The sequence below is a fragment of the Streptomyces sp. MMG1533 genome (genome assembly GCF_001279775.1).
Taxonomy (GTDB): domain Bacteria; phylum Actinomycetota; class Actinomycetes; order Streptomycetales; family Streptomycetaceae; genus Streptomyces.
Window position 1 is genome coordinate 1 of the sequence record NZ_LGDG01000238.1, and the last position, 21676, is coordinate 21676.

At 70.8% G+C, this 21676-nt stretch carries 15 protein-coding genes and 2 pseudogenes; 9 read left to right on the forward strand and 8 right to left on the reverse strand.

All coding sequences use genetic code 11. The features are described 5' to 3' along the window. Positions 1 to 349 precede the first annotated feature (349 nt). Positions 350 to 622 (forward strand): annotated as a pseudogene (locus tag ADK57_RS31130) (LysE family translocator); the annotation flags it as partial. A 14-nt stretch (positions 623 to 636) separates the two neighbouring features. On the opposite strand, the gene ADK57_RS31135 reads toward ADK57_RS31130, so the two are convergent. The 3 genes from ADK57_RS31135 to ADK57_RS31145 all read right to left on the reverse strand — a co-directional run bounded on the left by ADK57_RS31135 (position 637) and on the right by ADK57_RS31145 (position 4038). After that, positions 637 to 1563, reverse strand: coding sequence for an oxidoreductase (locus tag ADK57_RS31135; RefSeq protein ID WP_053752962.1), 927 nt, complete (start codon positions 1561 to 1563; stop codon positions 637 to 639). A 31-nt stretch (positions 1564 to 1594) separates the two neighbouring features. After that, positions 1595 to 3346 (reverse strand): SulP family inorganic anion transporter, encoded by a 1752-nt coding sequence (locus tag ADK57_RS31140; RefSeq protein ID WP_234390467.1) that lies wholly within the window; start codon positions 3344 to 3346, stop codon positions 1595 to 1597. A gap of 86 nt (positions 3347 to 3432) precedes the next feature. Then, on the reverse strand, positions 3433 to 4038 hold the full coding sequence (locus tag ADK57_RS31145; protein WP_053752963.1) for a carbonic anhydrase: 606 nt from the start codon (positions 4036 to 4038) through the stop codon (positions 3433 to 3435). Between the two features lie 227 nt (positions 4039 to 4265). Between ADK57_RS31145 and ADK57_RS31150 the strand changes: the two genes are divergently transcribed. Together ADK57_RS31150 and ADK57_RS31155 are read left to right on the forward strand one after the other, a co-directional pair. Next, positions 4266 to 5150, forward strand: a complete 885-nt coding sequence (locus ADK57_RS31150) for a winged helix-turn-helix domain-containing protein (protein ID WP_053752964.1) — start codon at positions 4266 to 4268, stop codon at positions 5148 to 5150. Further along, a complete protein-coding gene (locus ADK57_RS31155; protein ID WP_078973441.1) occupies positions 5147 to 6751 on the forward strand; it encodes a sensor histidine kinase in 1605 nt (534 codons plus the stop codon). Before ADK57_RS31150 ends, ADK57_RS31155 begins: the two co-directional genes overlap by 4 nt. Here ADK57_RS31155 and ADK57_RS51535 read toward each other — a convergent pair. Further along, positions 6731 to 6892 (reverse strand): annotated as a pseudogene (locus ADK57_RS51535) (IS200/IS605 family accessory protein TnpB-related protein); the annotation flags it as partial. The gene ADK57_RS31155 and the pseudogene ADK57_RS51535 overlap by 21 nt on opposite strands. Here ADK57_RS51535 and cpt point away from each other — a divergent pair. Then, positions 6849 to 7373, forward strand: a complete 525-nt coding sequence (cpt, locus tag ADK57_RS31160) for a chloramphenicol phosphotransferase CPT (protein ID WP_053752965.1) — start codon at positions 6849 to 6851, stop codon at positions 7371 to 7373. The pseudogene ADK57_RS51535 and the gene cpt sit on opposite strands and share 44 nt — an antisense overlap. Here cpt and ADK57_RS31165 read toward each other — a convergent pair. From ADK57_RS31165 to ADK57_RS31175, 3 genes are all read right to left on the reverse strand, one after another. Then, entirely contained in the window at positions 7357 to 7668 is a 312-nt protein-coding gene (locus ADK57_RS31165; RefSeq protein WP_053752966.1) for a hypothetical protein, read from the reverse strand. The two genes, cpt and ADK57_RS31165, sit on opposite strands and share 17 nt — an antisense overlap. Positions 7669 to 7871: 203 nt before the next feature. Then, positions 7872 to 10619, reverse strand: coding sequence for a pyruvate, phosphate dikinase (gene ppdK / locus ADK57_RS31170; RefSeq protein WP_053752967.1), 2748 nt, complete (start codon positions 10617 to 10619; stop codon positions 7872 to 7874). Between the two features lie 488 nt (positions 10620 to 11107). Continuing rightward, the gene (locus tag ADK57_RS31175) at positions 11108 to 12334 is read right to left on the reverse strand and encodes an ROK family protein (protein WP_199830727.1); all 1227 of its coding nucleotides are present in this window, start codon (positions 12332 to 12334) and stop codon (positions 11108 to 11110) included. A 119-nt stretch (positions 12335 to 12453) separates the two neighbouring features. Here ADK57_RS31175 and ADK57_RS31180 point away from each other — a divergent pair, with 119 nt between their 5' ends. The 3 genes from ADK57_RS31180 (at position 12454) to ADK57_RS31190 (ending at position 17808) form a co-directional block, all read left to right on the forward strand. Then, positions 12454 to 13968, forward strand: a complete 1515-nt coding sequence (locus ADK57_RS31180) for an MGH1-like glycoside hydrolase domain-containing protein (protein ID WP_107091687.1) — start codon at positions 12454 to 12456, stop codon at positions 13966 to 13968. Further along, positions 13965 to 15902, forward strand: coding sequence for a glycogen debranching N-terminal domain-containing protein (locus tag ADK57_RS31185; RefSeq protein ID WP_053752969.1), 1938 nt, complete (start codon positions 13965 to 13967; stop codon positions 15900 to 15902). The genes ADK57_RS31180 and ADK57_RS31185 overlap by 4 nt, the downstream gene beginning before the upstream one ends. Before the next feature lie 154 nt (positions 15903 to 16056). Continuing rightward, positions 16057 to 17808 carry a CDP-alcohol phosphatidyltransferase gene (locus ADK57_RS31190; protein WP_420711924.1) on the forward strand — a complete coding sequence of 584 codons (1752 nt, stop codon included), beginning with the start codon at positions 16057 to 16059 and terminating at the stop codon, positions 17806 to 17808. 15 nt (positions 17809 to 17823) lie between these two features. On the opposite strand, the gene dusB is transcribed toward ADK57_RS31190, so the two are convergent. Continuing rightward, positions 17824 to 18966 (reverse strand): tRNA dihydrouridine synthase DusB, encoded by a 1143-nt coding sequence (gene dusB, locus ADK57_RS31195; protein ID WP_053752970.1) that lies wholly within the window; start codon positions 18964 to 18966, stop codon positions 17824 to 17826. Between the two features lie 96 nt (positions 18967 to 19062). Between dusB and ADK57_RS31200 the strand changes: the two genes are divergently transcribed. Beyond that, positions 19063 to 20508, forward strand: a complete 1446-nt coding sequence (locus ADK57_RS31200) for an MFS transporter (RefSeq protein ID WP_053752971.1) — start codon at positions 19063 to 19065, stop codon at positions 20506 to 20508. A gap of 97 nt (positions 20509 to 20605) precedes the next feature. Further along, complete coding sequence (locus ADK57_RS31205) at positions 20606 to 21610, forward strand: helix-turn-helix domain-containing protein (RefSeq protein WP_053752972.1); 1005 nt, start codon at positions 20606 to 20608, stop codon at positions 21608 to 21610. The last annotated feature ends 66 nt before the right edge of the window (positions 21611 to 21676 follow it).

Sequence of the window (21676 nt, forward strand, 5' to 3'; positions counted from 1 at the left end):
AGACGCCGACCTCGGCCAGTACGGACGCGTCCGCCTGCGACACCCGCAGCCGGTCCCGCACAGCCACCCCGCCCGGGCCGGGCACCACGAACGACGCCGCCAACTCCCGCAACCCGCCCACCCGTTCACCCCCATCGGCCGAAGTTTCCCGTCACCGCAGTCAACGAGCAGCCTCCGCAAAGGTCACCCATTCGACCCAAGAACTCCCGTTCCCCCGAAGACCGAAGGGCCACAAACACACCCCAGGCCGGAGCAGACCCTCCTGAAGCGCGGCGGAACAAACCACATCCAGCCCCGGGCACTCACTCACGCTCACCAAAAGTCACTCATGCGCAGTCAACCGGCAGCAGTTCCCAACCCCAAGACCATCGTGTTCTTCGCCGCCGTGCTGCCGCAGTTCGTCGACCGCGGTCAGGGGCACGTCGTGGCGCAGATGCTGGTGCTCGGCCTGGTCTTCAACCTCATCGCGGTGGCTTGCGACACCGCGTGGGGACTGGTGGCGGCGACCGCGCGGAACTGGTTCGCGCGCTCGCCGCAGCGGCTCTCCCTGGTGGGCGGGGCCGGCGGGCTCACCATGATCGGGCTGGGCGTGACGGTGGCCGTGACCGGCCGCAAGGACTGACCGACGCCGACCCGTCACACCTTCAGCCGGTCGTACGCCACCCCCGTCAGCTCCTCCGAGGCGGCCCAAAGCCGCTCCCCCGCCCTGTCGTTGAGGGTCCACGGTGCTCGCCAGGACGGGGCGGGTGACCCTCGCCAGCCGGCGAGGGAGGGCCCGGTGAAGGAGTCGGGGGGGACCTCGGGCGCGGTCGCGGCGTAGAGCGTGGGGAGGGCACCCGCCTCGGCGGACTGGGCGAAGATGCGGTTGCCGATCTCCATGAACCGCTCCACGGCCTTGCGGCCGGACATCCGGGGCCCCTCGGTCTGGAGGTTGGTGGCGGCGTACCCGGGGTGCGCCGCCGCCGCGACGACGTCCGAGCCGTGGGCCGCCAGCCTGCGCGCCAGTTCGTGCGTGAAGAGCAGGTTGGCGGTCTTGGAGCGGGCGTAGGCGGTCCAACGCCGGTACCTGCGCTCGCTGTTGAGGTCCGTGATGTCGATGTTGGCCACCGAGTGCATCGTGCTGGAGACGGTCACGACGCGCGCGCCGGGCGTGGCGAGCAGCGTGGGCAGCAGCAGCCCGGTGAGCGCGAAGTGCCCGAGGTGGTTGACGCCGAACTGCGTCTCGAACCCGTCCGCGGTCGTCCCGTACGGCAGCGCCATCACGCCCGCGTTGTTGACGAGCAGGTCGAGCCGGTCGTAGGAGAAGCCGGCCGCGAACCGCCGTACGGAGGCGAGGTCCCCGAGGTCGAGCCGCGCGAACCCCACCTCCGCGTCCGGCACTTCGGTGGCCATCCGGTCCTCGGCCTCGGTGCCGCGGGCCTCGCTCCGGCACGCGAGCACCACCCGGGCGCCCCGCCGCGCCAGCTCTCGCGCGGTGACGTATCCGAGGCCGCTGTTGGCGCCGGTGACGACGGCGACACGGCCGTGCTGATCGGGGATGTCCTTCGCGGTCCAGCCGGCCATGGCCGACCTCCCTCCGGTGACGGGGTCGGACTCAGCCTACGAGCGGGGGGCGCTCCAGGTAATCGTCCGGGAGGGGCCGGGTGTCCAGGTAGAACCACTCGGCGCCGGGGCCGGGCATGACGTCGGGAGCGGACACTTCCGCCTCGGCCTCGGCGGGCACCGGCTTCGCCGGCCCCGGCATCAGCAGCTCCACCCTTACGCCGTTCCCCCGTTGCTGGGCCGTGAACTCCTCCACCTGGTTGCGGCAGGCGTGATCCAGATGGGTCACACCGGTCAGGTCGAGGCGGATACGGGGCCTGCCCGAGGCCGCCGCGGCCTCCAGCGCCTCGATGACCTTCGGCAGTCGCAGGAAGGTCGCGTTGCCGGCCATGACGACCTTGGCGGTGTCCTCCTCGACGTGCTGGCGGATCACGGTCTGCGACATCCTGAGCGCGGCAAGGACGATCCCGGCGGCGAGCCCGACGAGCACGCCTTCGAGCAGCGCGGTCGCCACGATGACCAGGGTGGTCAGGGTCATCACCGCGAACTCGCCCCGGTCCTGGCGCCACATCTTCGGGAACTCCTCCGGTGCGAACAGCTTCCAGCCGCTGTGCACCAGCACCCCGGCGAGCACCGAGATCGGGATCAGGGCCAGCACCTGCGGCAGCAGCAGCGCGAAGGCGAGCAGCCACAACCCGTGCAGGGTCCGGGAGAGCCGCGTCTTCGCGCCCGCCTGGACGTTCGCCGAACTCCGGGCGACCACCGCCGTGATGGGCAGGGCCCCGAGCACGCCCGCGATCGTGTTCCCGGCGCCCTGGGCGATGAGTTCGGTGTTGTAGCGGGTGCGCGGACCGCTGTGCATACGGTCCACCGCGGCCGCCGTGAACAGGCTCTCCGCGGAGGCGATGACCGTGAAGGTGAGGATGGACGTGATGATGGCCGCGTCGGCGAGCCCCGCGAACTGCTCCCCGCCGGGCACGCTCACCGCGGCGAGCAGATTGCCGACCTGGAGCGTCTTCACGTCCACGCCGGGCAGCGCGGCGACCGCGATGCCGATGCCCACGGCGACCAGGGCTGCCGGGACCTTCCTGACCGGCCCCGGCACCTTCTTCCACACGAAACTCAGCACGACGGTGACGACACCGAGCAGCGTGGCGATCATCGCCTGCCGGTCGGTGAGGATGTCGGCGAACAGCCCCGGGATCCCGGCCATGTTCTCGATCGGTGTGCCGGGTGCCTTCGAGTCGGCCATCGGATACGCCTGGCTGAACATCAGCGGCAGCCCGATGCCGGCCAGCATGCCCTGGACGACGGCCAGGGAGATCGCCTGGAACATCCGGCCCAGCCGTACGACACCGAGGACGATCTGCAGGATCCCGGAACCCAGCACGATCACGCCCAGCATGGCCACCCCGTGCTCGGCGACGGTCTCCGCGACCAGCGCGGCCAGGCCCGCGGCGGGCCCGCTGACCTGGAGCGTGCTGCCCCGCACCGCGCCGACGACCAGCCCGCCGATCACTCCGGAGATGATTCCGAGCTCGGCCGGCACACCGGAGGCGACGGCGACGCCGATGCACAGCGGGAGGGCGACGAGGAAGACGACGAGGGAGGCGGTGATCTCGGTGCCGAGGTCGGCTTTCGGGCCGGTGGGCTTGGGGGCTGTGCCCTTCGGGCCGGTGCCGCCGGAGCCGTTGCTCCTGGGGCCGTTGTCCCCGGAACCGGCGCTCCTGGGGCCGTTGTGCGTGGAGCCGTCGTCCTTGGGGCCGTTGTGCATGGATCCGTCGCGCCTGGGGCCGTTGGGCATGGATCCGCCGTGCCCGGAGCCGTTTCCCGGGCCCGATGCCGGGCGCGTCCTGAAGGCGGCGCCCCGCCCCCGCGCATGCGCCCCGCTCATCCGGCGTGCACCCGGAAACGCCCGTCCTCGTCGAGCTCGTACACCCGCCCGGTGTCGATCTCGTAGTACCAGCCGTGCAGTCGCAGCCGGCCCGTGTCGAGCCGCTGCCGTACCGCCGGGTGGCTCCGCAGCGCGGCGAGCTGGTTGACGACGTTGCGCTGTGCCACGTCGGACAGCGACGGATCGTCGGAGGCGTCGGCGAGCGTCGGAGCCAGCTCCGGGCGGGCCACCTCCAACCAGGCCCCCACGCCCGGCAGCGCGGCCAGGTCGTCGCCGGACTTCAGCGCGCCCATCGCCCCGCAGTGTGAGTGACCGCACACCACGGCGTCCTGAACCCCGAGGACCTCCAGTGCGTACTCGATGGTGGCCGCCTCTCCGCCGGCACCGGGCCGCCCGTACGAGGGCACGATATTGCCCGCGTTCCGCAGCTCGAATATCTCTCCGGGCCGGGCGCCCGTGATGAGCGCGGGTATCACCCGCGAGTCCGAGCAGGTAATGAAGAGGGCCTCGGGATATTGCCCCTCGGCCAGTTTCCGGTATTCGTCGTGCTCGAATTCGACCCGCTGTGTGAACGTGCGGGCGCGGTCCAGCAGTGCCTTCAACGACGCCTCCTCGATGGGAAGTTCGGGCAGGTCATCACACCGTAGAAGGACGCGGGCCAGCGGAAGGTTAAGTAACGGCCAGAGCCCGGACAGGAATTGAACATTTCTTGTCGGACTCCGTGCAAGCGCTGTCATCTTGTAACGTGTCGACTCCAGGGAGCGAAAAACGAATGGGCTCCTGGATTCACGCCGATCAATGGTTCACGGTTCACGGAGAGACGGGACGCATGGGCCTACGAGTACTGCTCATCGAGGACGACGAGACGATCGCCGAACCGCTCACCGAGGGTCTCGGCCACTTCGGACTGACGGTCGACCACGTCGCCACCGGCACGGACGGCCTGAGAGGTCCGTACGGCGATGTCGTCCTGCTCGACCTCGGGCTGCCGGACATGGACGGCATCGACGTCTGCCGCGGGATCCGGCAGGTCTCCGACGTCCCCATCGTCATCCTCAGCGCCCGCGGCGAGGAGGCGGACCGCGTGCTGGGCCTGGAGCTGGGCGCCGACGACTATCTGGCGAAGCCGTTCAGCATCCGGGAGTTGGTGGCCCGGGTGCGGGCGGTGACACGACGGACGCAGCGGACTCAGCTTCCGCAGGCGGTGGTCGAGGCGGTGCCGGTGCCGCCGTACGACCGCGCGCCGGTCCCGTCGTACGACCGCGCACCGACACCCTCCTACGACCGTGCACCGGCACCCTCGTACGAACGTGCGCCGGAACCCTCTTACGACACCCCGCCGCCACCGCCGCCACCGCCGCCGTACGAACAACCCGTCTCGGCCGCGGCCCCCTCCCACGAACCCGGCCCGCTCGTCGTCGACCGCCGCACCCGCCAGGTCTGGGTGGGTGAGGCCCGAGTAGCCCTCACCCCGAAGGAGTTCGAGCTGCTCGCGCTGCTCACCGAGGACCCGGGCGCCGTCTACTCCCGGCAGCAGATCCTCGACCGGGTCTGGGATCCGCACTACGAGGGCCCGACCAAGACCCTCGACGTCCATGTCGCCGCGCTGCGAAGGAAGTTGGGCCACCCGGCGTGGATCCAGACACTGCGCGGCGTCGGCTTCCGGCTGGCGGTGCACGGGGAGCCGAACGAACAGCAGCAGGGCCCGACATGACCCGCCGCCTCCTGTTCAGCTATCTCACGCTCGCCGCGCTCGTCCTGCTCTGCCTGGAGATACCGCTCGGCTTCGTATATTCGCGGGGCGAGCGGGAGCAGGTGGTCAACGCGGCGAAGGACGAGGCCGAGTCGGTCTCCGCGTACGCCGCACTGTCCCTCGCCACCGGCCGGGCCGAGCAGGATCTGCCCGCCCGGGTGTCCCACTGCGCCGAGCGCATCGGCGGAAAGGTGGTGGTCGTCGACGACACGGGCGCACCGCTCGCCACTTCCCACCCCCTCACGCCCGCCACGTCCCGCGCGCTGATGTCCCGGCCGGGCATCGCGGCCGCCCTGCACGGCACCTCCACGGCGGACGTCCGCACCTCCACCATCGGCGGGGTGGAGTACCTGTCGGTCGCCGCGCCCGTGGGTCAGGGCGTACGACCCGAGGGTGCCGTATGGCTCACGGTCCCGACCCGGATGGTGCACGAACGCGTCCACCACGTATGGCTGTTGCTCGCCCTCGGCGGACTCGGCGTGCTCACCGCGGTCACCTTCGTCGGCTTCGCGATCGCCCGCTGGACCGGCCGGCCCATCCGCGAACTGGAGCGCGCGACGCACGAGTTGGCGGACGGAGGGCGCGCCGAGCCGGTGACCGTCACCAAGGGGCCGCCCGAAGTCCGCAGTCTCGCCGCGGCGTTCAACCGTACGGCGGCCCGCCTCGCCCATCTCCTCGACTCCCAGCACGCGTTCGCCGGGGAAGCCTCGCACCAGCTCAAGACCCCCCTCGCCGCCCTGCGCCTCCGCCTGGAGAACCTGGAACCGAACGTCACCGCCCGCGGCCGGGGCAGCCTCACCGCCGCCGTGACCGAGACGGACCGCCTCTCCCGCATGGTCGAAGGCCTGCTCGCGATGGCGCGACTGGAGGAACACGCGGCCACCCCCGGCCCGGTCGACGTCGGCGCGGTCTGCGCGGAACGCCACCACACCTGGGCGCCCCTGTTCGGCCGGCAGAACGTGTCCCTGGTCCTGTTCGCGGGCAGCGTGGGTCCGGTCCTGGCACTGCCGGGCTCCGTCGAACAGATCCTGGACAACCTCCTCTCCAACGCCCTGCGGGCCTCCCCGCCCGCCACCACCGTCACCATCGAACTCCGCCTCCACGTCCCGCCGCGCCGCGCGCTGCGCGACGCCCGCCCCTGCTGGGTCGACCTCCACATCACCGACGAGGGCCCCGGCATGACGGCCGACCAACGCACCCGCGCCTTCGACCGCTTCTGGCGCGCACCGGGCGCCCCCAAGGGCGGTACGGGCCTCGGCCTCGCCCTCGTCCAACGGCTCGCCCACGCGAGCGGCGGCGAGGCGAGCCTGCGCGCGGCGGCGACGGGCGGGCTGGACGCGGTGGTGCGGCTGCCGTCGGCGGAACCCGTGCCCGGCCATGCACCGGGCAGTGCCACCCAGCGAGGCAGAGAGCTGCTGGCACTGCACGTTGCTGGTCATGTACAGCGCGCCCCCGCTTCACAGCCCGTCCACAGGGACGTCCATCCCGCGCCCCTAGGGTCACGACACACATTGGAGCAAGCGTGGAACGTCGTACCGTTCCTACAGACTGAGCGGGAGTGAGTCCTGTTGCCAGGACTCCTGCTCAGCCGGATGCTCCGAACGGTGTTGGGCACCCTGGTCGCCCGCTTTCACTCCACGACCCGGCGGCGCGCATCGGGTGCGTGGTCCGGGAAGGTGGGGGCGGGTTTCCTCGCGCCGTCGGGTTTCCGGTCGGGTACTGCCGGATCCGTGGCTGGCGTTCGGGGTCGATTCACTCATCGAGGCGATGCCCGCGAGGATGCAGGCGTCGGACGGGGGAATCACGTTCGCGGCGGACGGACGGGTGAGCGTCGGGGCGGACTTCCGGGCGCTGGACGCGGCCTGGACCGAGGGCATCGTGGCAATGGCCCGTGCCGGCGCCAGGGTCGTCGTCGATGACGTCTTCCTCGGCGGAGCGGCGTCCCAGCAGCGGTGGCAGAAGGCTCTTGGCGGACTGGACGTGCTGTGGGTCGGCGTCAGGTGTGAGAGTGCGGTCGCCGCGGGCCGTGAGGTCGCACGGGGAGACCGGATCCAGGGAATGGCCGCGTCGCAGGCTGATGTGGTTCACCAAGGGGTGGCCTACGACCTGGAGGTCGACACGACGCACACCGAGTCCCTGGTGTGCGCACGCACCATCGCCGCCCATGTCAGCTCAGGCGAATGAGCCCTTCGACGGCGCCCAGACGCATCTGCGGGCCGGGGTCGAGGGCCTCGGTGGTCGTCAGCAGGATCACTCGCGCCTCGGGGTGTTCGGGAAGGTAGAGGTCGTCTTCGCCGTCGTCACCAGGAATCGGGTTGGGCTGGATCGCGATTTCCCCGTCGAGGCTGTCGGCCAAGTGATAGACGCCCCTGTAGTCGCTCTCACGCTTGGTGAAAACCAGCCCGAGGCGGTCACTGACGAGCCGGACCAGCTCGTCGGCGGTGTGGGTGCTGGTTCCGTAGGTGTGATGGTCGGTCATCGTGCGCCAGACCCTATGCCGCAAGTGCCGCGACGCCACCCGCGCACAAGCAATGGCAAGAGGGCGGCACCCCCCGCACAGGGTGCCGCCCTCTCCTCGTGGTCCGGAACCGCCGCCCATCGGTGAGGGTCGGTCGGGGACGGCCGGCGGTTCCGGCGTTCAGGGGCCGTCAGGCAGTGGCGTGAGGCCCGTGGCCGTGCGGCCTAGCGGTGGTCGCTCCCCGCCGACTGCGAGGCCGCGCGCCCCGCCTCCAGCCTCGCCACCGGAATCCGGAACGGCGAGCAGGAGACGTAGTCCAGTCCGACCTCGTGGAAGAAGTGGACGGACTCGGGGTCGCCGCCGTGTTCGCCGCAGACGCCGAGCTTCAGGTCGGGGCGAGTCGCGCGGCCGGCCTCCGCGGCCAGCTTCACCAGGGAACCCACACCGTCCCTGTCGATCGTCTCGAAGGGGGAGACACCGAAGATGCCCTTCTCCAGGTACGCCGTGAAGAAGCTCGCCTCCACGTCGTCCCGGCTGAAGCCCCACACCGTCTGGGTCAGGTCGTTCGTGCCGAAGGAGAAGAACTCCGCCGCCTCCGCGATCTGACCGGCGGTCAGGGCGGCGCGCGGCAGCTCGATCATCGTGCCGATCGCGAGCTTCAGCTCCGTGCCCGTCGCCGCCTGGACCTCCGCGATGACCTGGTCGGCCTCCTCGCGGACGATCTCCAGCTCCTGGACCGTGCCCACCAGCGGGATCATGATCTCCGCGCGCGGGTCGCCCTTCGCGGCCTTGCGCTCGGCCGCGGCCTCCGCGATCGCCCGTACCTGCATGGTGAAGAGACCCGGAATCACCAGGCCCAGACGCACACCCCGCAGACCCAGCATCGGGTTCTGCTCGTGCAGCCGGTGGACGGCCTGGAGCAGGCGCAGTTCGTTCTCGTGGGGCTCCTGACGGGACTCGGCCAGCGCCACTCGGACCGACAGCTCGGTGATGTCCGGGAGGAACTCGTGCAGCGGCGGGTCGAGGAGGCGGATCGTCACCGGGAGACCGTCCATCGCCGAGAACAGCTCCACGAAGTCCTTCTTCTGCAGCGGGAGCAGCTGCTTCAGCGACTCCTCGCGCTCGGCCTCCGTGTCGGCCAGGATGAGCCTCTCGACCAGCTCACGGCGGTCACCGAGGAACATGTGCTCCGTACGGCACAGACCGATGCCCTGGGCGCCGAAGCGACGGGCGCGCAGCGCGTCCTCGGCGTTGTCCGCGTTGGCACGCACCCTCAGGCGGCGCTTGCGGTCGGCGAACGCCATGATCCGGTGCACCGCCTCGACCAGTTCGTCGGCATCGTTGGCGCCCGCGTGCATCCGCCCCTCGAAGTACTCCACGACGGGAGAAGGCACGACCGGGACCTCGCCCAGGTACACCTTGCCGCTCGACCCGTCGATCGAGATCAGGTCGCCTTCCTCCACCACATGACCACCCGGCACCGTCATCCGGCGCCGCTTGGTGTCGACCTCGAGCTCCTCCGCGCCGCACACACAGGTCTTGCCCATGCCGCGCGCCACGACCGCCGCGTGGGACGTCTTGCCACCGCGCGAGGTCAGGATCCCCTCCGCCGCGATCATGCCGTCCAGGTCGTCCGGGTTGGTCTCGCGGCGGACCAGGATGACCTTCTCGCCCGAACGCGACCACTTCACCGCGGTGTACGAGTCGAAGACCGCCTTGCCGACCGCGGCACCCGGCGACGCGGCAATGCCCCGGCCGACCTTCTCCACCTTCGCGTCCTCGTCGAAGCGCGGGAACATCAGCTGGGCGAGCTGGGCGCCCGTCACTCGCTGGAGCGCCTCGGCCTCGTCGATCAGGCCCTGGTCCACCAGCTGCGTCGCGATACGGAACGCCGCTCCCGCCGTCCGCTTGCCCACGCGCGTCTGGAGCATCCACAGCTGACCGCGCTCGATGGTGAACTCGATGTCGCAGAGGTCCCGGTAGTGGTTCTCCAGCGTCGCCATGATCTGCATCAGCTGGTCGTAGGACTTCTTGTCGATCGTCTCCAGCTCCGCCAGCGGGACGGTGTTGCGGATGCCCGCGACCACGTCCTCGCCCTGGGCGTTCTGCAGGTAGTCGCCGTATACGCCCTGGTGGCCCGAGGCGGGGTCACGGGTGAAGGCGACGCCCGTGCCCGAGTCCGGGCCCAGGTTGCCGAACACCATCGAGCAGACGTTCACCGCGGTGCCCAGATCGCCGGGGATGCGCTCCTGGCGGCGGTAGAGCTTGGCGCGGTCGGTGTTCCAGGAGTCGAAGACCGCGTGGATGGCGAGGTCCATCTGCTCGCGCGGGTTCTGGGGGAAGTCCCGGCCGGCCTCGGCCTTGACGATCTTCTTGAAGCGGGTGACCAGCTTCTTCAGATCCGCGGCCTCCAGCTCGGTGTCGACCGTGACCTTCTTGGCGGTCTTCGCGGCCTCCAGCGCGTCCTCGAAGAGTTCGCCCTCGACGCCGAGGACGGTCTTGCCGAACATCTGGATGAGGCGGCGGTAGGAGTCCCAGGCGAAGCGCTCGTCGCCGGCCTGCTTGGCCAGGCCCTGGACCGACTTGTCGGACAGACCGATGTTCAGGACCGTGTCCATCATTCCGGGCATGGAGAACTTCGCTCCGGAGCGGACCGAGACCAGCAGAGGGTTGTCGGGCTGGCCGAGCTTCTTGCCCATGCGCTGCTCCAGCGCGTCGAGGTGCGCACTCACCTCGTCACGCAGTGCCGCCGGCTCGTCGCCGCTGTCGAGGTAGACCTTGCAGGCCTCGGTGGTGATCGTGAAGCCCGGAGGCACCGGGAGACCCAGGTTGGTCATCTCGGCGAGGTTCGCGCCCTTGCCGCCGAGGAGGTCCTTGAGCTCCTTGTTGCCCTCGGTGAAGTCGTAAACGAACTTCACGCCCTCAACGCTGGTGCCGTGCTCAGCTACCTGGGGATCTTTGTTTTCCGACACGGGTCTCGACTCCTCGAGGACGCGGTGGCTGCCCTGACGGCCAGGAACATACCCAGATCGAAGGCGCCTGGGTACGTCCACTTGCGCGTCATGCTCCTGTAACCACTCGTCCGCCACCGGATCGAAAGTCAAAGCTTGGCAAGCGGAGACGGGCTGATGTTTTCACTTCTTGAACGCAGGAGCGCTCACTCTCCCGGAATTCTGCTCATATGAGCGATGGCGAGCCCGTCTGTTTTCGATCGATGAACGATCAAGGGGTGGCACTGAGTGCCACCCCTTGGAGAAGTGCAGTCGGTCAAGATCCGCTCATCTGAGCGCAAGCCTTATCAAGGGTGGCGATAATCACGCTGTCACAGGCGCCGGAATTTCACCATGCGGACGCGTATCCCGACGGAAACAACACCGAAAACAACGTGGTCACACCCCCGGTCCCCCCCCAGTCACACCCCCGGTCACCCCCCAGTCACACCCCCAGTCACACGCCCCGGTCACACCCCCAGCGTGACCAGCCGTTCCTCCACCCGCTCCGGCGCGTACAGGTACTCCACGACCATCGCCCCCGCCCCCACCAGCCCCGCCCGCTCCCCGAGCCGCGAGGTGACGACGTCCAGATGAGCGGTGGAGCGCGGCAGCGCCCGCTGGTACAGCAGCTCCCGTACGCCCGTGAGGAAGGGAGTTCCGGCCAAATCCCCCGCGATCATCAGAACTCCGGGGTTGAGAAGGGTGACGACCGTCGCCAGGACGTCTCCGACCTGCCGTCCCGCGTCTCGCGCGAGCGCCGCCGCCTCCGGGTGCCCGGAGGCCAGCAGATCCCGCACGTCCGAGCCGGACGCGGCCGGCACTCCGGCCTCCGCCAGCCGTCGCGCGACGGCGCCACCGCTGGCGACGGCGGCGAGACAGCCGTACGAGCCGCACCGGCACAGTGCGTCCGCGCCCGCCGGGACCCGGATGTGGCCGAGGTCGCCCGCGCCTCCGTCGATGCCCCGGTACACCGAGCCGTCGACCACGACTCCCGCGCCGATGCCCGTCGACACCTTCACCAGCACGAAGGCCGAGCAGTCTGCGTATGCCGTGCGCTGTTCGCCGTACGCCATGAGGTTCGCGTCGTTGTCGACCAGTACGGGTACCGGTCCGGATCCCGTGTGCTCGAAGAAGGCCCTCGCCAGGCGGCCTCTTATGTCGTAGCCGTCCCAGCCCGGCATGATCGGCGGCTGTACGACGCGGCCGCTGTCGGTGTCGACCGGGCCGGGCACCGCGAGGCCGATGCCGCAGACCTCGCCGGCCCGGTGGCCGGCCTTCTCCAGGAGCTCGGCGAACCAGCGGCCGAGTTCGCCGAGTACGACGTCGGGGCCGTCCTCGATGACCAGGACGCCCGAGTGCTCGGCGAGGATCTCGCCGGTGAGGGAGAGTACGGCGGCCCGCGCGTGGCGGGTGTCCAGGTCGGCGGAGAGGACGACGGCGTGGGCGTCGTCGAATTCGAGGGTGATGGAGGGGCGGCCGCCGAGAGGTGAGTCGACCGGGCCGCCGGCGCCCTCGCGCAACCAGCCCGCGCGGAAGAGACGGTCGAGGCGCTGGCCGACGGTGGCGCGGGAGAGTCCGGTGGCCTGTTGCAGGGCGCCACGGGTGGTGGCGCGGCCACTGCGCACCAGTTCGAGCAGATCTCCGGCGCTCGCCTGACTTCCCGTCCTGCCGGTCCTGCCGGGTCGTCCGGTCATGCACACCCCCTTGTGTTTCTCAAGCTTGCATTACATATTGAGTTTTGCGTGTTAAATAGACGTAACCCTACGGTAGCCACTGCCGAACTGGTCGGCAGTACGTCTTCGGGGAGCCTTGAGTGGATCGCGCAACGCAGCTCACCGCCCGTAACACCGGGCACTCGACCCCCCTACGCACCATTTCCTCACCACCCTTTTCCGGACACGGTGAGATCGCGGGAGCCGAGGCCGTTGCATACGATCCGGCGGTCACGACACATTCGGCGTCCACGTCACATTCCCTGCACGTCAGGGCCGCCCGCGTCCTGGAAGACAACTGGACCGGCGCCTCGACGGTGCCCTCGCACGGTCTGTACCCGCACCAGTGGTCCTGGGACTCGGCGTTCATCGCGATCGGCCTGCGCCACCTGTCGCCGCTCCGGGCGCAGACGGAGCTGGAGACGCTGCTCGACGCGCAGTGGGGCGACGGCCGGATCCCGCACATCGTCTTCAACCCCTCCGTCCCCCTCGACGCGTACTTCCCGAGCCCCGACTTCTGGCGCTCCTCGACCGCGGGGCGCGCTGCGGGCGCCCCGCGCACCGTACAGACCTCGGGCATCGTGCAGCCACCGGTGCACGCGCTGGCCGCCTGGCTGGTGCACCGCGCCGACCCGGGGCTGTCGCGGGCGCGCGGCTTCCTCGCCCGGGTGTATCCGCGGCTGGCGGCCTGGCACCGGTATCTGCTGCACCGGCGGGACCTGGGCGGGGGGTCGCTGGCGTCCGTCGTGCACCCCTGGGAACAGGGTATGGACAACAGCCCCTGCTGGGACGCCCCGTTGAGCAGGATCACACCGGCTCCGGCGCGCTCCTTCCGCCGTGCCGACCTGGACCACGGGGCGGCGGAGGACCGGCCGACGGATCTGGACTACGGACGGTATGTGCGGCTGGCGACGGACTACCGGGACGCCGGATACGCCGACGGCGCCGGTGACTTCGCGGTGGAGGACCCGGCGTTCAACGCCCTGCTCATCGCCTCCGAGCACGCCCTCGCGCGGATCGCGGAGGAACTCGGGGCCGCGGGGACGGCCCGGCACGCGCGTGCCGAGCGGCTGACCGCGGCGCTGGTCGAGCGGCTGTGGGACCCGGCGGAGGGGATGTTCTTCTGCCGGGACGTGCGGGGCGGGGACCTGATCCGCGAGCGCAGTGTCTCCGGGATCGTTCCGCTGCTGCTGCCCGGCCTGCCCCGGGAGACCACGGACGCGCTCGTCCGCACGCTGGGCGGGGCGCACTTCGGGCTGGGTGACTCGACGCGCCTGGTCCCGAGCTACGACCTGCTCGGCGAGGCCTTCGACCCGCACCGCTACTGGCGCGGCCCGGCCTGGTTCAACACCGCCTGGCTGGTGGAGCGCGGGCTGCGCACGCACGGCGAGCAGGGGCGGGCCGACGCGCTGCGCCAGGCCGTCCTGGACATCGCCGGCACGTCCGACTTCGCGGAGTACGTGGACCCGTACACCGGCGATGCCTGCGGGGCGACCGGCTTCAGCTGGACCGCCGCGCTCACGCTCGACCTGCTGCACACAGGCCCGGGAGACGACGCGTCCCCCACGGGCATCCGGACGTTCGAGATGAGTGACAAGGGAGGGGACCGGGGATGACGGACCGGCATCATCTGCTCGTGCACGGCGGGACGTTCGCCGCTGTGGGCGACGGTGGGGACATCAGTGGCGTTCGGGGCGGCAGCTCCCCGGACGGGTTATTCGTACGCGACGCCCGGCATCTGAGCCGGTGGCAGCTCACCGTCGACGGTGCCGTGCCGGAGGCCCTGTCGCCGGTCGCCGACGGGGACACCGCCCGGTGTGTGCTGGTGCCGCGGGGCGGACGCCAGGAGCCGCCCGCGTACACCCTGTTCCGTGAACAGGCCGTGGGCGACGGCTCGTTCGTCGAGTCCCTGCGCGTGACCAGCAACCGTCCGGTGCCGACGACGGTCCGGCTCGCGGTCACCGCGGACGCCGACTTCACCGACCAGTTCGAACTGCGCTCGGACCACCGCACGTACGCGAAAACAGGAGCGACCCGCTCTCGCCAAATCCTCGACGACGGCGTGGAGTTCGGCTACCAGCGCGGTGAGTGGCGGTCCTGTACGACCGTGACGACCGAGCCCGCCCCGGACGGCGTCGAGGAGACCGGCACCGGCGCCCGTCGCCTCGTCTGGACCTTCGATCTGGAGCCGCACGGCACGGCGGAGCTGATGCTGCGCGTGATGGCACGGCCGCACGGGGACAAGCGGGCACTGCGGGTACCACGCTCCCCGGCCGCGCTGAACGACCAACTCCTCGCACTGGAGGGCGAGTTCGTGGAAGGCGTGGCCTTCCCGACCGGCTGGCCCGAGCTGGCCGCGGCCTGTGCGCGCGGGCTCGCCGACCTCGCCGCGCTCCAGGTGCCGGCGACCGGGCCGGACGGCGAGGAACTGCGCGTACCGGCGGCGGGCGCCCCCTGGTTCCTGACCCTGTTGGGCCGGGACGCCCTGCTGACCTCGCTGTTCGCGCTGCCCTACCGGCCCCGGCCGGCCGCCGCCACCCTGCTGGCGCTGGCCGCGGCCCAGGCGACGGAGACCGGCCCGGAGTCGGTCTCCCAGCCCGGCAAGATCGTGCACGAGGTGCGGCACGGCGAGCTGGCGCACTTCGGGCAGGTGCCGTACGGCCGTTACTACGGCTCGGTCGACGCCACCCCGCTGTTCCTCGTGCTGCTCGGGGCGTACGTCGAGCACACCGGGGACGCGGATCTGGCCCGGCGTCTGGAGCCCAACGTCCGGGCGGCGATCGGCTGGATGCTGGACCACGGCGGGCTGACCTCGCGCGGCTACCTGGTCTACCGCGCCGACCAGGGCGGCCTCGCCAACCAGAACTGGAAGGACTCCCCCGGCGCCATCTGCTCGGCCGACGGCACCCGCGCAAGCGGCCCGGTGATGGCGGCGGGGGCCCAGGGGTACGCGTACGACGCGCTGCGCCGCACCGCCTGGCTGGCGCGCACGGCGTGGGACGACCAGGTCTACGCGGCCCTGCTGGAGCAGGCCGCCGCCGACCTGCGCGACCGCTTCCAGCGCGACTTCTGGATGCCGGAGCACTCCTTCCCCGCCCTCGCGCTGGACGGCGAGGGGCGCCAGGTGGACGCGCTCGCCTCGGACGCCGGGCATCTGCTGTGGTCGGGGCTGCTGGACAAGGAGTACGGCGAGGTCGTCGGGCGGCGTCTGCTGGAACCCGACTTCTTCTCCGGCTGGGGTGTGCGCACGCTGGCCGCCGGGCAGTCGGCGTACCACCCGCTGTCGTACCACCGCGGTTCGGTGTGGCCGCACGACAACGCGCTGATCGCCCTGGGTCTGTCCCGCTACGGCCTGCACGACGAGGCCCGTACGGTCGCCCACGGCCTGGTCGACGCGGCGACGGCGACCGGGCACCGGCTGCCGGAGGTCCTGGCGGGCTACGGCCGGGACACCCACGCGGAGCCGGTGCCTTACCCGCACGCGTGCGTGCGGGAGTCGCGGTCGGCCGCGGCGCCGCTGGCGCTGCTGACGGCGGTCGGCGGCGCGTAGCAAGACCGGTTGGTGAGGCGTTTGCCCGGTGTTTGCCGAGCACTGGGCAAATGGGCTGAACACCGGACGGAGGCGAACCGTACGGGAATGCGGCGGATCCGAGGCCCCACTTCGGATCCGGCGTATCACCCGTTTCGTACGGAAGGACCTCCGGGTGTCGACAGAGCTGACCGAGCCGGCCGAGGCCACGGGCGAAGCCGTACCCGACGAGGAAACGCCGGTCACGCTCAGGGGCCGCCTGGCCCACTGGCGCACCTGGCGCACCCGCCGTCCCGTCGCCGCCCGTGCCCTCTCCTGGACGGTCACCGCTCTCGCCGCGGTCCTGGTCTTCGGCGCCCTGCTGCTGCCGAACAGAGTCGGCGCGCTCGAGTACAACCGGTTCACGCGACTGCCGGTGGAGGCCATCCTCGGAGCCGTGGTGGTGCTCGTGCTGCCGCGCCGGCCGCGGGTGATCGTGGCGGCGCTGTCCGGGGTGCTCCTCGGCGCGCTGACCGTGCTCAACCTGCTCGACATGGGGTTCCTCGAGTACCTGGGCCGGGGCTTCAACCTGGTCCTCGACTGGGGGCTGTTGGACGACGCCCAGGCCTACGTCGAGGACTCGATGGGCAAGGCGACGGCCGTCGGCGCGGCGGTCGGCGCGGCCGTCCTCGTCGTGCTGCTGCTCGTCGTGACGGCGTCGGCGACGGTCCGGCTGAGCAATCTGCTGGTCAGCGACCGTCAGACCGGCACCCGGGCCACCCTGATCGCGGGCACCGTCTGGATAGCCTGCTCCGCTCTCGGCCTCCAGATCGACGGCGTGCCGATCGCCTCCGACCGGGCCGGCGGGGCACTGAAGATCCAGGCGCGGCGGGTGCAGGACACGCTCCACGACGAGGCGGCGTTCGCGAAGGAGGCCAAGGCCGACAGCTTCGGCAACACGCCCGGCAGCCAGCTGCTGCCCGACCTGCGCGGCAAGGACGTCGTCTTCACGTTCATCGAGAGCTACGGCCGCAGCGCGATCGAGGACCCGGACATCGCGCCGGGCGTCGACAAGACGCTGGACGCGAGCACCGAGGCCCTCAAGAAGGCAGGCTTCCACGCGAAGAGCGGCTGGATGACCTCGGCGACGTACGGCGGCAGCAGCTGGCTCGGCCACTCCACGACCATGTCGGGCCTGTGGATCGACAACCAGCAGCGCTACCGCACGGTCATGGCCGGCGACCACCTCAGCCTCACCAAGGCCTTCCAGAAGACCGGTGCCTGGGACACGGTCGGCGTGATGCCCGGTGTGCAGAAGGCCTGGCCGGAGCAGAGCTTCTACGGCCTCGACAAGGTCTACAACGCCTTCCAGATGGGCTACCAGGGCCCGAAGTTCAGCTGGTCGACCATGCCGGACCAGTACGCGCTGGAGGCCTTCCAGCGTCTGGTGCACGGCAAGAAGCGCGACAAGCCGCTGATGTCGGAGATCATCCTGACCTCCAGCCACCAGCCCTGGGCGCCGATCCCGAAGCTGGTCGACTGGGACGAGATCGGCGACGGCTCGGTCTTCGACCCGATCGAGAAGGCCGGCCTCGCCCCGTCGGACGTCGTCACGAACTCCGCCCGCTCCAAGCAGGAGTACGGCAAGTCCGTCCAGTACTCCGTCACCAGCCTCACCCAGTGGCTGGAGCGCTACGGCACCGACGACACCGTCCTCGTCTTCCTCGGCGACCACCAGCCCATCGCCCGGGTCAGCGGCACGAACGCCAGCCGTGACGTGCCCGTGTCGATCGTCGCGAAGGACCCGAAGGTCCTCGACAAGATCGCCTCCTGGCACTGGACGGACGGCCTGAAGCCCGCCGAGAACGCGCCGGTGTGGAAGATGAGTTCGTTCCGGGACCGCTTCCTGACGGCGTACGGGTCGACGCCCCATCCGTCCGAGGACTGAGCCCTTTCACGGGGTTCAGCCCCCGGACGTGTCCAGTTCCGCGTCCTCGCCGATCCCCGCGCAGTCGTACGGGTCCTTCAGCCAGCCGTCCGGCAGCACCACCCGGTTGTTGCCGGAGGTACGGCCGCGGGGCCCGTCGGCGCCCACGGGCCAGGGCTGGTCGAGGTCCAGCTCGTCGAGTCCGGACCGGAGTTCGGCCAGCGAGGAGGTGATCGCGAGCCGCTTCCGCATCTCGGAGCCGACCGCGAAGCCCTTCAGGTACCAGGCGACGTGCTTGCGGAAGTCGATGACCCCGCGCGCCTCGTCGCCGATCCACTCGCCGAGCAGGGTGGCGTGGCGGACCATGACGTCGGCGACCTCGCGGAGGGAGGGGCGTGCGATGTCCTCGGTACGTCCCTCGAAGGCCGCCACCAGGTCCGCGAACAGCCACGGCCGGCCGAGGCACCCGCGCCCCACGACCACTCCGTCACAGCCCGTCTCGCGCACCATCCGCAGCGCGTCCTCGGCCGACCAGATGTCGCCGTTGCCGAGCACGGGGATCTCCGGGACGTGCTCCTTGAGGCGGGCGATGGCGTCCCAGTCGGCCGTGCCGCCGTAGTGCTGGGCGGCGGTGCGGCCGTGCAGGGCGATGGAGGTGACGCCCTCCTCGACGGCGATGCGGCCGGCGTCGAGGAAGGTGATGTGGTCGTCGTCGATGCCCTTGCGCATCTTCATCGTCACCGGCAGGTCCCCGGCACCGCTGACGGCCTCGCGCAGGATCGCCCGCAGCAGGTTGCGCTTGTACGGGAGGGCGGAGCCGCCGCCCTTGCGGGTCACCTTCGGGACCGGGCAGCCGAAGTTCAGGTCGATGTGGTCGGCGAGGTCCTCCTCCGCGATCATGCGGACGGCCTTGCCGACGGTCGCCGGGTCGACGCCGTACAGCTGGATCGAGCGCGGCGTCTCGGTCGCGTCGAAGTGGATCAGCTGCATGGTCTTCTCGTTGCGCTCGACCAGCGCCCGGGTCGTGATCATCTCGCTGACGAACAGGCCCTTGCCACCGCTGAACTCCCTGCACAGGGTGCGGAAGGGCGCGTTGGTGATCCCGGCCATGGGGGCGAGGACGACCGGCGGCCGGACGGTGTGCGGGCCGATCTGCAGGGGCGGGGCGAGCGTGGGCATCCACCCATTGTCGCGTACGGCGACCTGTGCTCGAGGGATGATCCTGTAACGGTCATTAGTTAGACGCACTATCGACATCGGCGTACGCTGGAGCGCATGCCCGAGCTCAGCCACCGCCGCCGCATGCTGGTGCTCGCGATCTGCTGTATGAGCCTGCTGATCGTGAGCCTCGACAACACCGTCCTGAACGTCGCCCTGCCCTCCATGCAGAAGGAACTGCACGCGAGCACGTCGGGCCTCCAGTGGACGATCGACGCCTACACCCTGGTGCTCGCCTCGCTGCTGATGCTCGCCGGCTCCACGGCCGACCGGATCGGCCGCAAGCGGGTGTTCATGGCAGGCCTGATCGTCTTCACCCTCGGCTCGGCCCTGTGTTCCATGGCCCCCAACCTGGAGATGCTGGTCGTCTTCCGCATGGTCCAGGCGGTGGGCGGCTCGATGCTCAACCCGGTCGCCATGTCGATCATCACCAACACGTTCACGGACCCACGCGAACGGGCGCGGGCGATCGGTGCGTGGGGTGCGGTGGTCGGCATCTCCATGGCCGCCGGGCCGCTGGTCGGCGGGCTGCTCGTGGAGTCGGTCGGCTGGCGGTCGATCTTCTGGGTCAACCTGCCGGTGGGACTCGCCGCCCTGCTGCTCACCCTGCGCCACGTCCCCGAGTCCCGCGCCCCCAAGGCCCGCCGCCCCGACCCGGTCGGCCAGGTCATGGTGATCGCGCTGTTCGGTTCCCTGACGTACGCGATCATCGAGGCGCCGAACGCCGGGGTCACCGCGATCCTGCCGTTCGCCGCGCTGGCGCTGGCCGCGCTGGTCGGGCTGCTGTGGTACGAGCCCCGGCGCGACGAACCCCTCATCGACCTGCGGTTCTTCCGTTCGGCGCCGTTCAGTGGGGCCACGGTGATCGCGGTCAGCGGGTTCGCCGCGTTGGGCGGGTTCCTGTTCCTGTCGACGCTGTATCTGCAGAACGTGCGGGGGCTGGACGCGCTGCAGGCGGGGTTGTGGATGCTGCCGATGGCCGTCCCGACGTTCCTGTGCGCGCCGCTGTCCGGGCGGCTGGTCGGGTCCGTCGGGCCGCGTGTTCCGCTGGTGATCGCGGGCGTGGCGATGACGGCGAGCGGTGTGCTGTTCGCCGGGTTCGAGGCCGAGACCTCCAATGTCACGTTGTTCGTCGGGTACGTGCTGTTCGGCATCGGGTTCGGGTTCGTCAACGCGCCGATCACCAACACGGCGGTGTCGGGGATGCCGCGCAGTCAGGCGGGGGTCGCGGCGGCGGTCGCCTCCACCAGCCGACAGCTCGGCCAGACCCTCGGCGTCGCGGTGGTCGGCGCGGTCCTGGCAGCGGGCGTGAGCACCTCGTCGTACCGCGACACCTTCGTCTCCGCCGCCGTACCCGGCTGGTGGATCCTCGCCGGATGCGGACTGCTGGTCCTCGTCCTGGGCGCCGCGACCACCGGACCGCGGGCCCGACGGACCGCCGAGCGGACGGCGGAGCGGCTGGAGGCGACGGACGTCCGGGAGGCGGCGGCCGTCAGCGCCTGAGCGACGCCCATATCCCGCTCATGCCAAGGGAGTACTCTCCGCACGGGCGGGAACCGACTGGACCGCCGACGGGGATGCGGGCGGAGGTCGGGCGGGGATGATCGGGACGGTGTTCCGTACCGAGGACGTACCGGTGGAGGACAGGTTCGAGTACTGGCGGCAGCTGATGGACCGGACCATCGCGCCCAGCGACATGAGCACTGACTACGCCGCGGACTTCTGGGCGGAGCAGCGCCTGCTCGAACTGGGTCCGGTGCGCGTGTGGCCGGTCCGGGTGCTGCCGACGCGGTACCGGCGCAACGCGCGGATGGTGCGGCAGTCCGACCCCGAGGAGTACCACCTGTCGCTGGTGCTCGGCGGCGGGCTGGGCTTCGACCACGTGGGGCGGTCCGACACGTACGGCCCGCACGACCTGTGGCTGTCCGACAGCTCACGCCCGTACGACGTACAGCCCCACGGGATGCGGCCGTCGGCCGACCGGGAGCTCCCCTTCATCACCGGCGTGGGCGTGGAGTTCCCCAAGGCCCTGCTGCCCCTGCCACCGACCCGGGTCCGGGAACTGCTGAGCAGGCGGCTCTCGGCGCGGGAGGGAACGGGCGCCCTGCTGACGGATTTCCTCACCGGCCTGGACCGGCAGTCCGACTTCCTCCAGCCGTCCGACGCGCCGCGCCTCGGCGTGATCCTGGTCGACCTGCTGGCAGCGTGGCTCGCCCACACGCTGGAGGCCGAGGCCGCCCTGTCGCCGGAGACCCACCGCCGGGTCATGGTCACCCGCGTACGAGCGTTCATCCGGCAGCACCTGCACGACCCGGAGCTGCGGCCGCCCGTGATCGCCGCCGCACACCACATCTCCGTCAGCTATCTGCACCGGCTCTTCCAGGAAGAGGGGTCGGGCGAGACGGTGGCGGCCTGGATCCGCGCTCAGCGGCTGGCGGGCGCCCGCCGCGATCTGGCGAACCCCGCGCTGCGCACCACGCCGGTCCACACCATCGCCGCCCGCTGGGGCATCTCCCGCGCCTCCGACTTCACCCGTGCCTTCCGCACCGCGTACGGGATCTCGCCCACGGAATACCGGTTCCAGGCCCTGTTGGAGGGCGAGTAGACGATGACCTTCCTCGGGGTGGCGCCTCACCCTCCGGTCGCCGGTTTCCCGCACTTCGGAGAGCAT